The organism is Enterococcus pallens ATCC BAA-351, assembly GCF_000407485.1.
GTDB classification, from domain to species: Bacteria; Bacillota; Bacilli; order Lactobacillales; family Enterococcaceae; genus Enterococcus_A; species Enterococcus_A pallens.
In genome coordinates, this window is sequence record NZ_ASWD01000005.1 from 228574 (window position 1) to 243528 (window position 14955).

Sequence of the window (14955 nt, forward strand, 5' to 3'; positions counted from 1 at the left end):
TGAATTTGAATAGAATAACCGGAACTTAACTGCCTTCTGCTAAATGATCAGCGGTTCAACGAAACTCTCCCACTGGGACTGCAATCTTTTCCCACTTTTCAGCCACTTCTTCCGCGGTCTTACAAGACTGACCTAGAATATTCATGGGATAATCTACTCCTAAGGCTTCCTGCCAGCGAATCCCATGAAATTGTCCATTACTTGCACGTAACACCCAGGCAGAATCCCTACATTCTGAAGAAGCAAGATAGATCACACCGGGTACAATACTTGCCGGTTTCAGATCCAGCGGTTCACGATTTACTCCCCACATTCTGGTACGAGCTACTGGGGAGACCGCGTTAATTTCGATTCCTAAACCGTTGCTTTCAGTCGCTAATACATTCATAAGACCGATTTGGCTAATCTTCGTCGCCGCATAAGCACTTAGTCCTGCTGAAGCATACTCTGTATAAATAGCCCGACAAGAGGTGGTTAACACAATTCTTCCATAGTTCTGCTTTTGCATGTGAGGCCATACTGCTTGAGCCAGCCAAGTAGGGGCTTCCATTTGAACAGCTATCGCACGATGAAGAAACTCAGGTGTTAGTTCAGTAATGGTTTGATAGCCAACCCAACCAGCATTATGGATTAGAATGTCTACTCGTCCAAATGCTTCAATCGTTTCCTTAATTAGTGCCTGACAACCACTACGATTATTGATATTGGTTGTTGAAGCGACTGCCTGACCGCCTTGTTGAATAATTTTTTGGGCTTGGTTTTCTGCGATTGAGGGATCATTTCCTGTGCCGTCTAAACTGACTCCGCCATCGTGAATCACTACCTTAGCACCTCTTTTAGCAAGCTCTTCTGCATAGGCTGCTCCTAGACCTCTGCCACTTCCAGTAATAATAGCAACTTGGTTCTCAAAGTTCATTTTTATCACTCCAATCAATCCTCCTCACTCAGTACAATTTCTGACCACTCGGAACCCTATATTGCTCCATTGAAAGTCAGGAGTATGATTCAAACGAAATGCCATAGCACAACGATAAGCTGGATTGTGCCAGCTGCCGCCATGGAGAACGCGTTCTTCACCTTCACCTGAGCCGCGAAAAGAATCCAAAATGCCCTCTGGTAACACATCATAACTATCCCAACACCATTCCCACACATTTCCTGTCATATCATATAGGCCAAGTTCGTTGGGTTCTTTCTCAGCTGCAGGATGCGTTCTTGCACCAGAATTCGTTTGATACCAGACGTAATCCTCCATATTCTCTGTACCGGTATCTCCAGCAAATCGTTTGTTGAAGCCAGTCGTATTTATTTCTCCTATTGCTGCATGATCAGCTCCCATGGCAGCCCATAGCCATTCCATCTCTGTCGGTAACCGATAACCGTTGGCTTCCCAATTGGCTGTGACATTGTTCCATTCTTTGTCATTTTCACTAGGAATATCTCCCCAATCAGCCGGATTTGAGCTTCCAGCAATATAATAAACAGGATCCAACTGCTCTTTTAGGCTCAAGTAATTGCAAAAAACAAGTGTGTGATACCAAAGAATATTCTGTACTGGATCATTTGGATTATTCTCAAAGGAGCTGCTAGGATCATCTATTTCTGTAACTTCGCTGAATTGTTGACGAGTGATTTCTGTACGGCTGATTGAGAAAGAGGCGACACGACTGATATTATCTGTTTGCTCGTCTCGCTGGAAGCTGCCCGCCGGAACAACAAGCAGTGTACCTAAGTGAGGGGAATCTATTGCATCTAATTGATCCGCCATTTTCGGTTCCTCCAATTCACTTTCAGCGGAATTCTGGATTGTTTCAGTAGAAGGATCATTGGTAGCACATGCGGAAAGTACAGTTAATACCGTTAGATAGAAGAAACAAATCATCGCGTTTTTTTTCATATCGAGTCCCCATTTCTGCTAAATTGACCATTGTTTCATCCTTAAGTTCATTATAAAATGGAGTTGATAATAAGAGAAATAGAAAAAAAGTCTTACAGTTATCTTGAAATCAGATAAACAATGAAGGGAGAAAAAATAATGGAATTGAGACAAATTCGATATTTTGTCATTCTGGCAGAGGAATTGCATTTTGGACGAGCAGCCAAACGGATTTGCATTGCACAATCTGCCCTCAGCCAACAAATTCAAAAGTTGGAAGATGAATTAGGCAGCAGCCTTTTTACTCGAAATACGCATAAAGTTGAATTGACTGAAACAGGATTCGTATTTTTAAAACGTGCTAGAAGTATTCTAGACGAGGTTCGGCAAGCTGAAACGGCTGTGTCACAAGCCGAGCATGGCTATTCCGGCAAATTAACTATGGGTTTCGTGGAAGCTGCGCTTTGGGATATTGCCCCTCATTTAATTCGCTCTTTCATTCAAAAATATCCCCAGGTTGAATTTGTTCCTTATCAAATGAATACACTTACACAAATAGAAGCTTTAAAGCGTCACAAACTTCAGATTGGAATTGTTGGCTCGAAGGTTCCACTTCTTGATTTTGATTATCACCTAATCCGCGAGGAAGAATGTGTGTTAGCGGTCCCTTCTTGGCACCCGCTTGCAAATAAAAAGCAGGTGGCTATTAAGGATTTAGCTAATGAACGATTTGTTGCTATCCGCAGAGAATCTGGCGCGTTTTATTTTGACCAGTTTATTCAAACCTGCATGGATAACGGCTTCAGTCCAACTATCGTTTTAACAGCTGACAAAATGCAGCCCCTGTTAGCCTTTGTTGCTGGTGGAATTGGCGTTGCATTAATTCATGAATCTGCTAAAAATATTCGGAAGGATCTCTGCTATATTCCGCTAAACGGAGTTATTCAAACTCGATACAAGCTGTTTCTGACTTGGAGGGTTAACGAGCAATCTAAAGTTGTGACGAATTTTGTAGAAGAAGCTCGCTCCATATTCCCATCTCCTTAAAATAAAAAAAGAGCCTGAACTTAATCAGACTTTTGCTTACTATTAAGTTATCTGCTTAGAATATGTCGCCTATAAATAGTCAGAAATGGATTAATTTCTGCTATCCTTGAAAAGTTGCAAAAAACTTACTCTTGGTGGATACGTTTATTGATAGCTCTTAACTATTACACTTAAGTTACTTTTGAGTATACTAAAATTGCTTGTTTCCATGTTTAAATTGGCGTCTTTTATTGTATTCATGTTTTTCTAAAATGGTCGATTCAAGATTAATCCCATAATGTTCACAAATATCCATGACTCTAATCACTACATCCGCTAATTCAGAAGGAACACCTTCCATTTTGCCCGAATCGGTATAGTAGGTTTCGTTAATTTCGTGACCTTTGCGAAGTTCTTCCAGTGCTTCTGACAATTCAGAATGACAAAGAGCAATTAAGGTGCCAAATTCTCTTTCGGATTCCCACCACCCATGTTCAACAGCATTTTCATGAATCATCTTTTGTACCTCATGGATTGAGCTCATTGTTCAAATTCTCCTTTTACTTTTATCTGACGCTTTCGTATTCCATTATTAGTTCATTTAGTTGCGACTGCTTTTCTTAATTATCATATTACTTACTACCTCGCAGACAGCTTCAAAGATCCAATACCATGTCGTACCAAGTTTCTCCTGCATGCTGGGAAGCGGATACCCCTTCCACCTTGTAGCCATTTCTTTCGTAAAATGGAATAAGCATAGCCAAGCAGGTTAACGTGATTCCTTTTCGTCCACGACTAATTGCTATCTGCCTTAGTTCTTTCAGCAGCTCACCAGCAATCCCTTTACCTTGGTACTCTGGTGCCACAACTAAACTAAGTATGCTTTGGTAACCACCTGCTTTAGGATTGACTGCAATTGTCTCAAATAATTCGTCATATAAATATCTTTCTTGAATAACTGGACCAACTACATAACCGATTGGTTGATTCTCTTCGTCTGCAGCTACAATAAAGCTGTCACCAATCAGTCGAATTCTTTGTATCATTGCTTCTTGTGTAGCAGCTTCATCTGGTGAGAATCCGCTAATTTCAATTGCAATAATTTTATCAATATCTGTAATCAATGGTGCTCGAAAGTTAATCACTTTATTGACTCCTTCCCATATCTCATGTTTTGATACACATTCCAACTTATCGAGTTTTCCAAAACACTTTAAAAGCTTCAGTCCTTCTTTTTCCGCAATTTATTCTTGTTAACTTATTGGTTTGCTTATCTCGAATATCAATCGGATACATATTGGGAGATTTCCCTGATATTATTACCTTTTTGTCGAAGGTTACTGTAACCTTTTTTAAGTCAAAAGATTTTTTTCGCAAACTACCGAAGGACAGAACTTCCAGCTGTTTATTCCTAATTTGAAAGGTCGTAAATTGTCCCCAAAGAGCTAAGCAAGATAACAAAAACATCAATGGAAAAAAGATCCAGAAACTTGTTTGTTCACCGTATCCGTGCGTGTAAGCGAATTGGCACCAATAAATTAAAAAAATCAAAAATAAGCCAATAGATACTACATAAGCCCAATTCCATACAATTACCTTTTTCATTTTTACTCCTTACTCGTACTATCTAATAAAGGACAACCTATTTAACAAGCTGCTTGAAGCGAATTTTATTATTTAGCAGATTGCTTTGGTCAAATTTCCAATCTTCACTAATGCATCTGCCAAATTACCAATTACAGAAAGACCGCCTTCATATTTCAACTCTCAACAAAGAATAAGTTCACTAGAAAATGCCCCGGACTATGCTTACATTCATCTCCAGAGCACTGATAAAATCTAATCTTCAATTACAATACGCTGAACGACTGCCAAATTGATCAAACGAGAATTACTTGATTGTGTGTGTCGGACATGAATCCAGTTCGGTTCTTCGGAAAGTTCATTGACAAGGGTATTAGCATGGAAATTATTTCCTCGACCATACCGAAAAGCAACTTCCTTCCCATTGTTTAAAGCATCAATTATGATCTGTTTCAAAGCACTATCACCACACTTTCTAAGCTAATTATAGCACTTTTAGAATGACGAAAAAGTCTGTTTGTAAATAATTTGTTCTACTAGCTTACAAAAGGAAATTCTCCTCCTGAGCAAAAATCAAGTTATCACTATGATAATCTCAAAATCGAATTAAGTAGGCTGTTATTACAATAGAAATTTGTTCAAAAAAATCGCCACCTCTTTATTTAGAGAGTGACGATTTTATAAATTATACCATGACTGCTTTACTACGACTTTTCCGAATATATGTGATCCCAGTGTAAACAATTACTACAATAATAATCCAAGTTAAAATATCTAAATTCAAACCAGTTACAAATTTAGCAGCAATAACTACACCAAACACACCTAAGATAGTGATAGCCAAACTTACTTTTCGTGCATAGTTTCCTGACTTGATAAAGTTAATGCTGGCCACTGGCATCAATCCGGCACAAGAACCCATCATAATGGGAAAAGCTACCAAAGGATTCAGGCCCAACATATAAACCATAGCCATACACGGCGCATATAATCCTACACCGATCGTCATCAAAGCACCAAAAATGAAATTACCAACTACACCAATTAGTAATCGACCACCCGTTAGAGCCGTTGCTGTATTTCCTGCACCTAACAAATTAATCATACCAGTTTGACGAAGTGCCATTAAGACTGCCGTAGCAATCAAAGCCCAACCCATCCAAAATTGAACCGTCTTTTCAGGCAGTTTGGTTACTGTACGGGAACCCACGAAGGACCCGACAGTCGCTGCTGCAATTAGGGCAAACAATGTTACTGGTGCTACATCCACCACGGTAATAAAAATCATTGCTTCCACTAAAACAGGAATTGCATGACCGACATTCAAGGTTCCAGGCAATAAGCGATCATGATCTAGTTGTTTTGTTAAATCCAGCAGCATAGCTGTTGGGGCAAAACAACCAATTCCTAATGTATCTAAAAAATCTGTTACAAATCCAATTAACCCAGAAACAATCCAGCTTCCGCCACCTAGATTGCCCTTATTTGCGAGAAGGTCTCTTCCCATCAAAACAGCTTGCATCACTGTAAAAATTGCTAAAATAGCTAGTACAACTTGTACCATTTTTATTCTGCTCCTTCATCCAAAATAGATTTTTTCTGTTTTTGGGCGCAAAAAAATAACACCCTATCATAAGAAGAAAAATTCCCAATACTTCAGAGCAAGGATGAATCAGCCAACATCCTTACTCTGGCAAAGTAATCTCTGCACAAGTAATGGGAATTATTCCTTCGTTCTTAAATTACCCTACACATGCGCAATGTATTCGTAAGGTAATGGAACGATCTTACCTGGTGTCTCGATGGTTACTAAGTTGGTTAACGTATCCTTTAAGATACCTGTTTGCATCTCAATGTTGTGTGGTTCTCCAGAGTTAGCGCCCATTGGAACCATCGGTGCTACCGCACGTGGTGATCCATTTTGACGTACTACTGGTGGTAATGCTGCAATTAAAATAGTAGGAATTCCCGCTTCCTCAATAGCTCTCTGCACGATCACGGCAGTTCTATGACAGGTTCCTCAGCCAGCGGTCATTACGACAGCGTCGACTTCTTCGTCTACTAATTTTTGTGCGATCTCAGGTCCAGTCACATCGTGAAAGGCTTCTTGGTCGCCCCCGCCGCCCATAAATGCATAATGAACGGGTGCTGCTTCTTTAATAAAGCCTTCTTTGACTAATTCATGCAAACGGTCTATCGGAAACATTGCGTTCACGTCGCGGTTGACATCGGCATTGTCGTACCCACCGTGCGATACCATTAATTCGTCGCTTGGTGTACCATCTGGCACTTCGCGGTACGTCGTATCCCCTGCTAAATTGAATCGTTTGTCACTCTTTAAATGAACACCTGCTGCAGTAGCTAGTGCAACACGCATTTCTTTCAGCTCTTTTTTGACCGGTGTGAAGACAGATTTCGGCGTGATTGGCACGAAAATTTCTGACTGCAACCCTTCAAAGACTGTTAAGCCCATGTGTTAATTCTCCTCTCTGTGTGTCTGTTCGCGTTTTTTCTGATTTTCCAACCGACGTCGTTCGTGCTCTTTAATGGCATGAACATAATGATCGTTTGGCTCCTCTTCCAAAACCTCTGGATACGTCATTAAAAATCCAACTTCCTGACCAATTGCTAAATCATATTCAGAAATGATCATGCGTCGAGGAATTTTTAATTGACCTAAACGTCCTTTGATATCGATTGTTACGCTTGCATCGTGAAGCTCAACAATAATTCCCTCAAACATTTGTTCCGTTGAAATGTATTTGAGTCTGTCCATAATTTTTTCGTCACCTAAATCTAGTCTTTTTCGTAAATCTCTTGACGTTTTTTGCTCTTAGGTAAAATTTGTTCATTGTCAACCAGGTCAACTTTCTTGCCCGTCGTCTTTTCAATGATTTCGATATTGTTTAACTTCACATTTGGATTCCACTTGCGTTCAGCTGCTTTAATTTCGCCGCCGCCCATCAGTGTTTTCAACATTGCCAAGTCGCGAATGGCGTCTTCTTTACACAACGTATTGTTAGACAAGATTTCATTTTCGATCCCTTGTTTTGATTTGTTGTTATCCACCATTGCGCCCATTTCTGGGTTTCCGACAACTAGAGCCCCTTGAACGGCAGAGTAGGAATCCCCTACAACCTTGACGCCTCGTTTACCGATTTCTTCGATATGAGAAGCAAAGTCAATGTGGTTATTTCCGAATCCTTCTGTCGTTACAATCGCTCCGTCAATATCCATCGCTTCAATCGTCATACCTAGACGTTTTGACACATAGTATTTTTCAGTATTTGCCTGAGGTGAACCGACAAACATCACGCCTACCAAATCAATTTCTGGATCTTCCATCGCTTCCATCACCAATGGTTCTCTCCAGTAATGACGCGACGTTTCTTTTGATGCAGGTCCAATACAAGTCAATGCATGAATACCACCATCTAATACTTCGGTCGGTGCTAACATGATTGGCAGGTTGCCAAGGTCAACGTTGGGTTTTGCACCAAGGGTGCCGACTGGCTCAACAGGCATAATCAAGTTATCGTGCATCGCCCCTTGTCCCATGATTTCTTTAACAATCAAGACACGTTTGTTACCAAAACGGCGTTTTTGCACGATTTCTTCTGACGCACTTACCAATGCTTCGTCTGCTTTTTTAATCGCTTCACGAATCTCTTGGGTAATATAATCGGACGCTTTATGGGCTGCCAATGGACCTGGGCGTTCCATATTCGCCCCTTCTTTAATTGTTACTTGCGTTTTAATGAAAATTTCGCCTTTTTCTGGTGCTCCAGGACGTCCCCACATGATGTTGCGGTCCAATTCACCTTCCGATGAACCGAATTCGCCGATTTGAACACCATTTGCGTCTGTTCCTGTTACTACCAAGACCACACCGTCCAATACGCGTGTTACGCCATGGCCGATATCGCCTTCTGCTTTTGCAGCAATTGGTTGAACGTCCATGATGGTTTCGCTGTATTCGTTGTAACGGTCTGGCGTAATGATTTCAAAGGTCATGCTTTCCACTAGTTCTTCTAGTTCAACTGCTTCAGCACACATTTCTTCCATCTTACGTAAGATTAAGGTTGTTCCTTCAATTTTCGTCTCTTCGCCAAATTTTACTTTGTCGATCGTTAAGTAGTCACGACGAACCGAGCGAATCACTTTCTCTTCTACTTCTGCCTCCGCAGCTGGTGCCTGCGGTGCAGGAGCGGCTGCTTGTTCTGGCGCAATTGGCGCTGGTGCAGCAGGTGCTGCCACGCCCATTGATCCAGCAACGGACATAGGGACTTCTAAGTCAATACCTTTTCCTTCTGCAATGTGAATCTTGATGGTTCCTCCTGCAAATGGTACTGCTGATGCTGCAGGCGGTACGGGGTGAACAGGTGCTTCTGACACTGCGGGCATTGGTTCTTCTGCCACTTCTGGTTCGGCAGCTTCCACTTCCTTCACACCATCAAGAATCTCTCTTGTTAAAGGAATCAAGGCATCTGTGGTTTCCTTTAACGTTGTTCCAAGTACTTGTTCGATTGTTAACGCGTTTTCAGGGATTTCTAGTAACCCTGAATCCTCCAAATCTTCAAAGATCGCTGGATCTTCTAAATCATCTGGTGCGATCACTTTCCCTGCTTCTGCACGGCAACATAATACTGCAGGATCTTTTGCATGTTCTTTCGCAGTTTCTGCTGTAATAGACATTCGTTAATTCCTCCTAAGATTTTTTCTTAATTTGTCGGTAATTTACGATATAGTCTGTGCCCATCAGCCCGCAGTACGTGATCTGTATGATGATAAACCGGAACTCCTAACCTAGGAGCTACACCCATGACGGTGTTCGTTCAATCAGAACAGGAGCCAGTCATTACGACTTCGGCGCCTTGTTTTTTCAAGGACATTACCGCCTTCGCTTGACCTGGACATATACCTGGTAAGGCACACCTATATCTTCCATTTACTTCTACCATTCGCTTACAGCGTTCTGCAGCGACAACTTCAGCGCCCATGTTATTCACGATTTCGGTCATCCGTTCTGCGGAACCTCCGCATTCGCAAATCAGCAAGCCGACTTTGCGGTGTTCCTGTGGAAATGGCATAGCTACTAGCACGCCTCCACTTGTTTTCGTAATTGGCGTTGTTTCTTCCCCGCTGCGTCCAGTCATCGGTCCGCCGATAACGATTTCGCCATGAGGCTCTACATAGCCGCCTACATTATTAATTAATGTTTTGACAGGTGTTCCCATCGGAACATCTACAAAGACCGTTTCCTTTTGTTTCACCCGTCCAGAAACCGTGACATCCTTGTCGATGAATGGCTTGCGATCTTCAATGGCCTCTGCAATCCGTTTGATCGTTTCGACATTATCAATGACTGCACCGACTTCCGTTGGAAGCTGGCCTGGTTCCAAGACAACATCCATCACCTCACGAACAATCATACGTTCATCGCCTGCTGGATAAATATCCGGCAGTTGATACACCTCAATATTCGCTTCGGCCTCCACTGCTTTGATTAAGCGCAGCACTAATTGGCGATGTTTACCTTTCACCGCAATGACACCTTTAGGTGCCTTCACCATCTCCATACAATACTTCGTTCCACGGATCAACTGATCAATATGCTCACTCATTTGTTTCACGTTATGAGCAAGCAGCGCTTCACACTCCGCTCCATTGGCAATAAATACGCCCTCAGAAATTTCACAGGACAGTTTTAGAAATGTTGGGAAACCAGCTCCGCCAGCACCAACAACTCCGGCTTCTTCTACCGCTTTAATCATGGAATCTGTTTCTGGAATCGGTACATAGCTGGAAAAGTCCTGTTCCTCATCAATCATCAGAACAACACTTTCGTCACTAACATCTACTACTTTGCCAGAAAAACTGCTGTGAATATTGGCTCCAAGACCATTTGGCTCCGCAACCAACTGACCTCGTTTAACCTTTTCTCCAGCTTGGACAATCCCTTTACAAGGAGCGCCAACATGTTGCTTTAATGGTATAAGAATTTGTGTCAATTTATTTCACCTCCTGTATTTATACTGCCGCTATATTAGTAAAATTTAATAGCTCACGATTGCGTTCGCTAATCGTTTCAAATTAAGATGTACTAGCAAATGATGAAACTGCGCCTAGTACATTTAGTCATTAGCCAGCTTAGTGTTTAAGTACCCCATGCATTTTTACTGGACTAGTGGATTTCCGTTCAACTTCCATTTTTGTTTAATGTCTTCTGGATGCTCCACAATTCTATAAACTTTGTAAAAAACATCACGAATCAGTTGAACAGAAAGAGCTCCTTGTGAATAATATAATTTAGCAGTATCATTAAGTAAATCGCTATTTTTTAAACTTATCCTTGAAGATCATTCAACAATACGCGATTAATCGGCAAATTAATAAGAAATACTGATAAAGGTGGACTAGGAATGGATACTAGAAAATACAAAGTATTATTGACAGTAGTGGATTTAGGAAGCTTTACTAAAGCAGCAGATGAGCTGGGGTATACGGTCTCAGGTATTTCTCATATGATGAATTCTTTAGAAGAAGAAATCGGTTTTAAAATCCTATTTCGTTCCAAAAAAGGGGTAACATTATCTCATGATGGTGCTGAGCTCTTGCCAATTTTACGTTCTATTATCAAATTGGAGGAGAAATACGAGCAAACATTGAGTGAGATGCATGACTTGAACCAAGGAAGTATTCATATAGGAAGCTATCCCAGTGTTGCCAACCACTGGCTGCCAAAAATTATCAAGCAATTTAATCGACAATACCCTAAAATAAGAATAAAGATAACTGAAGGAGTTAATCAGGAAATCTTAAAATTACTAGATGAAAAAAGAGTTGATTTTGGATTTGCCAGTAGTCAAAATATCGGAAATTACAAATGGATTCCTCTCGGGACAGATCCAATGATTGCCGTTTTACCGTTGGATCACCCTAAAGCAGAGGATGAATACTATGATTTGAGAGATGTTGAACATGATGATTTTATTGTTACAGCTGGAGGAAATGATGAGGATGTGTCTAATTTATTGAGAAAATATTCACTTACTCCAAATATTAGTTATCAAACCTTCGAAAACTACTCAGCTTTAGCGATGATCGAAGAAGGTTTAGGCATGAGTGTGATGAATGAATTAATCACTAAAGGAAGAAATGTTACCTTAGTTAAGAAAAAATTAAACCCACCAGCATTCATTGAATTAGGCATGCTAATACCAAAGGACATTGTAACGCCGGCAGTTGTAAAGTTTGTTGAGTACACTAAAAATTATTTTGAAGAACACCCAACTATTTAAAGATTAGTATGAAAAAAATTGTATATCAATAAGAGACTGACTTACACCAATACGATTGGTGCGAGTCAGCCTCTTGAATTTTTAATTTATATTAAATATGGATCGGCATTCCAAGAGCTAGCTCAGAAGCATCCATCACGATTTCCCCTAATGATGGGTGTGGGTGGATCGTTAATGCAATATCTTCTGCATTCATGCCTGATTCAATTGCCAATGCTAATTCAGAAACCATATCACTGGCCCCAACCCCAGCGATTTGAGCACCAATAATTACATTGTCCTCAACAGTTGTCACCAAACGGATGAATCCTTCTGTTTTAGCTAATGACAAAGCACGACCGTTACCAGAGAATGGGAATTTAAAGGCTTTTGCTTCAAGCCCAGCTTCTTTGGCTTCTTTGATCGTCATACCAACCGATGCTAATTCTGGATCAGTAAAGGCAACAGCTGGCATTGCTTTGTAATCCACAGCTACCTTCTTACCAGAAATGGCTTCAGCAGCAATTTTGGCTTCATAACTGGCTTTGTGAGCCAAAGCAGCACCTGGAACTATGTCGCCGATTGCGTAAATATTTGGAATATTGGTACGTCCTTGATTATCTACTTGGATCAAGCCGCGTTCGTTCATTTCAACACCGGCTTGTTCTAATCCCATATCGTTTGTATTCGGACGACGACCAACTGTTACCATAACATAATCAGCTTCGATTGTTTCTTCTTTGCCGTCAACTTCGTAGCGAACACTTACGCTGTCACCGTTATCCACTGCTTCACGGGCCATAGCAGAAGTGACAATTTTAACGCCTTTTTTCTTGAAGTCTTCTTCCACGATTTTTACCATGTCTTTTTCATAGGTAGGTAAAATTTGTGGAGTTCCTTCAATAATAGTTACTTCCGAGCCTAAGTTGGCATAAGCTGCGCCTAATTCCGCACCAATTACACCGCCACCAATGATAACGAATTTCTTCGGTACTTCCTTCAATGACAACCCGCCAGTAGAGTCTAATACCCGTCCGCCGAATTTAAATCCAGGAATTTCAATTGGGCGAGAACCGGTTGCGACGATGGCATTGTTAAATGAATAGGTTTGCGCAGAATCTGGATGGATCACACGCAAGGTTTTATCATCCACAAAGAAGGCTTCTCCTTCAATGATTTCGACTTTGTGTTTCTTCAATAGAAATTTTACGCCGGAGGTTAATTTGTTTACTACACCGTTCTCTTTCCATTCTTGGGTTTTTTCAAAGTCTAATTTAACGTTTTCGGCAGTTACACCAAAGGTTGAAGAATCCAACGCTTCTTGGTAGTGATGGCCTGCAGAAATTAAGGCCTTGGAAGGAATACATCCAACGTTCAAACAAACGCCTCCGATGAATTCTCTTTCAATAATGGCAACGGTTTGTCCCATTTCAGCAGCCCGGATGGCGGCAACATATCCGCCAGGCCCGGAACCGATCACGACTGTATCTAATTCAATAGCAAAATCTCCAACTACCATGTTTCTATCATCCTTCCATTAGTAATAATTCTGGTTCAGCCAATAGACGTTTGATGTTGTTCATGGCTTGTTGAGCAGTTGCACCATCAACGATCCGGTGGTCAAAGCTTAGAGAAAGTTTCATTACGCGTCCAACAGCTAATTCGCCTTCTGCATTTACAATTGGTTGTTGAGCAATCGTACCTACACCTAAAATCGCTACTTCAGGATAGTTAATTACTGGAGTAAAGAAGCCGCCGCCTACTGAACCGATATTTGAAATTGTAATTGTTCCGTTACGCATATCGTCAGCGGAAAGTTTGCCGTCATGAGCCAAGGCAGCTTTTTCGTTGATTTCATCAGCGATAGCAAACATACCTTTCATATTGGCATTTTTAATGTTTGGTACATATAAACCTGCATCCGTATCTGTTGCGATACCAATGTTGTAGTAATTTTTGTAAACAATTTCTTGTGCTGCGTCATCGATTGATGCATTCAAGACTGGGTATTTCTTAACAGTTGCTGTCAGTGCTTTAACAACATATGGTAAGAAGGTTAATTTCGTACCGTTGTCAGCAGCAACTTGTTTGAATTTCTTGCGATGATCCCAAAGTTTTGATACTTCGACTTCATCATGCAAGGTTACATGTGGTGCTGTGTGCTTGCTGTTCACCATTGCTTTAGAAATTGCTTTGCGCATTGGTGTTAATTTTTCACGCGTTTCCATTTCACCCATGTTGGAAGTGAATGGCTTCGCTGGTGTAGCTGGTTTTGCTGACTCAGTTGCTGAAGCTTGTGGCGCTGCTTCTTGTTGTACTTCTGAGCTGCTTTCTGCTGATGCACTAGCTTGTTGTCCACCAGATGCAAAAGCATCGATGTCTTCTTTTGTTACTCGGCCGCCTTTACCCGTTGCGTTCACTTGAGTAATGTCCACATCTTTTTCACGAGCGTATTGGCGAACTGAAGGCATAGCCAGTACACGTTTATTTGGATCTGCTGCTGTGACAACCGGTCCTGCTTCAGCTGATGTTTCAACTGCCTCGGTTGTTTGATTGGATTTGCTTGCTTCTGGTGCAGCAGTTGCTGTATCGCTATTATGACCTGGTGCGTCGATTTCCACCAACACGTCACCTACATTTGCGACAGTTCCTTCAGAAACTACGATCTTCTTGATCGTTCCAGTAACTGGAGATGGAATTTCTTCCACTGATTTATCGTTTTGAACTTCTAATAAAGTATCATCTTCTTCAATAGTGTCACCATCTTTGACGAACCATTTAACGATTTCGCCTTCAGCAATTCCTTCACCGATATCTGGTAATTTGAATTGGAAAACACCGCCGCCATCATTGCTGACAGCTTCAGTAGGTTCAGCCGCTGGATGTGCTGGTGTTTGAGCTTCCGCTGGTGCTGGAGAAGATGCTTCGCTGTCGTCTTCATGCCCTGGAGCATCGATTTCAACTAAGACATCGCCAACGTTTGCGACTGTGCCCTCTTCTACTACAATTTTTTTGATAGTTCCGCTAACTGGTGATGGAATTTCTTCCACTGATTTATCATTTTGTACTTCTAATAATGTATCGTCTTCTTCGATGGTGTCGCCAGCTTTAACAAACCACTTAACGATTTCACCCTCTGCGATACCTTCGCCAATGTCTGGCAGCTTAAATTGGAAAGCCATGTTTGTA

16 protein-coding genes are annotated in these 14955 nt (G+C 41.3%); 2 read left to right on the plus strand and 14 right to left on the minus strand.

Annotated elements, in window-relative coordinates; genetic code table 11:
• Positions 1-55 precede the first annotated feature (55 nt).
• Together I588_RS20895 and I588_RS20900 are read right to left on the minus strand one after the other, a co-directional pair.
• Positions 56-916: an SDR family NAD(P)-dependent oxidoreductase gene (locus I588_RS20895; protein ID WP_010758896.1), complete on the minus strand. Its 861-nt coding sequence runs from the start codon at positions 914-916 to the stop codon at positions 56-58.
• 24 nt (positions 917-940) lie between these two features.
• Positions 941-1897 carry a formylglycine-generating enzyme family protein gene (locus I588_RS20900; protein ID WP_010758895.1) on the minus strand — a complete coding sequence of 319 codons (957 nt, stop codon included), beginning with the start codon at positions 1895-1897 and terminating at the stop codon, positions 941-943.
• Positions 1898-2035: 138 nt separating this feature from the next.
• Here I588_RS20900 and I588_RS20905 point away from each other — a divergent pair, with 138 nt between their 5' ends.
• Complete coding sequence (locus I588_RS20905) at positions 2036-2923, plus strand: LysR substrate-binding domain-containing protein (protein WP_010758894.1); 888 nt, start codon at positions 2036-2038, stop codon at positions 2921-2923.
• Between the two features lie 190 nt (positions 2924-3113).
• Here the strand turns inward: I588_RS20905 and I588_RS20910 are convergent, their stop codons facing one another.
• The 10 genes from I588_RS20910 to prdC form a co-directional block, all read right to left on the minus strand.
• Positions 3114-3446, minus strand: coding sequence for a nucleoside triphosphate pyrophosphohydrolase family protein (locus tag I588_RS20910; RefSeq protein WP_010758893.1), 333 nt, complete (start codon positions 3444-3446; stop codon positions 3114-3116).
• Between the two features lie 112 nt (positions 3447-3558).
• On the minus strand, positions 3559-4047 hold the full coding sequence (locus I588_RS20915; protein WP_010758892.1) for a GNAT family N-acetyltransferase: 489 nt from the start codon (positions 4045-4047) through the stop codon (positions 3559-3561).
• Between the two features lie 46 nt (positions 4048-4093).
• Positions 4094-4507 carry a YhdT family protein gene (locus I588_RS20920; protein WP_010758891.1) on the minus strand — a complete coding sequence of 138 codons (414 nt, stop codon included), beginning with the start codon at positions 4505-4507 and terminating at the stop codon, positions 4094-4096.
• A 234-nt stretch (positions 4508-4741) separates the two neighbouring features.
• The gene (locus I588_RS20925; RefSeq protein WP_034694260.1) at positions 4742-4942 is read right to left on the minus strand and encodes a hypothetical protein; all 201 of its coding nucleotides are present in this window, start codon (positions 4940-4942) and stop codon (positions 4742-4744) included.
• A 229-nt stretch (positions 4943-5171) separates the two neighbouring features.
• The gene (locus I588_RS20930; RefSeq protein ID WP_010758890.1) at positions 5172-6050 is read right to left on the minus strand and encodes a sulfite exporter TauE/SafE family protein; all 879 of its coding nucleotides are present in this window, start codon (positions 6048-6050) and stop codon (positions 5172-5174) included.
• A gap of 183 nt (positions 6051-6233) precedes the next feature.
• The gene (locus tag I588_RS28290; protein WP_211219413.1) at positions 6234-6479 is read right to left on the minus strand and encodes a hypothetical protein; all 246 of its coding nucleotides are present in this window, start codon (positions 6477-6479) and stop codon (positions 6234-6236) included.
• A 27-nt stretch (positions 6480-6506) separates the two neighbouring features.
• Positions 6507-6959 carry a glycine/sarcosine/betaine reductase selenoprotein B family protein gene (locus tag I588_RS28295; RefSeq protein ID WP_010757748.1) on the minus strand — a complete coding sequence of 151 codons (453 nt, stop codon included), beginning with the start codon at positions 6957-6959 and terminating at the stop codon, positions 6507-6509.
• A 3-nt stretch (positions 6960-6962) separates the two neighbouring features.
• Positions 6963-7262, minus strand: a complete 300-nt coding sequence (locus I588_RS20945; RefSeq protein ID WP_010757747.1) for a CBO2463/CBO2479 domain-containing protein — start codon at positions 7260-7262, stop codon at positions 6963-6965.
• 20 nt (positions 7263-7282) lie between these two features.
• Positions 7283-9181 carry a D-proline reductase (dithiol) proprotein PrdA gene (gene prdA, locus I588_RS20950; RefSeq protein ID WP_016250089.1) on the minus strand — a complete coding sequence of 633 codons (1899 nt, stop codon included), beginning with the start codon at positions 9179-9181 and terminating at the stop codon, positions 7283-7285.
• Between the two features lie 26 nt (positions 9182-9207).
• Entirely contained in the window at positions 9208-10497 is a 1290-nt protein-coding gene (prdC, locus tag I588_RS20955; protein WP_174316936.1) for a proline reductase-associated electron transfer protein PrdC, read from the minus strand.
• A 411-nt stretch (positions 10498-10908) separates the two neighbouring features.
• Between prdC and I588_RS20960 the strand changes: the two genes are divergently transcribed.
• On the plus strand, positions 10909-11787 hold the full coding sequence (locus I588_RS20960; RefSeq protein WP_010758886.1) for a LysR family transcriptional regulator: 879 nt from the start codon (positions 10909-10911) through the stop codon (positions 11785-11787).
• A 91-nt stretch (positions 11788-11878) separates the two neighbouring features.
• On the opposite strand, the gene lpdA is transcribed toward I588_RS20960, so the two are convergent.
• Positions 11879-13285 (minus strand): dihydrolipoyl dehydrogenase, encoded by a 1407-nt coding sequence (gene lpdA, locus I588_RS20965; RefSeq protein ID WP_010758885.1) that lies wholly within the window; start codon positions 13283-13285, stop codon positions 11879-11881.
• 7 nt (positions 13286-13292) lie between these two features.
• Positions 13293-14948: a dihydrolipoyllysine-residue acetyltransferase gene (locus I588_RS20970; protein ID WP_010758884.1), complete on the minus strand. Its 1656-nt coding sequence runs from the start codon at positions 14946-14948 to the stop codon at positions 13293-13295.
• Between the last annotated feature and the right edge of the window lie 7 nt (positions 14949-14955).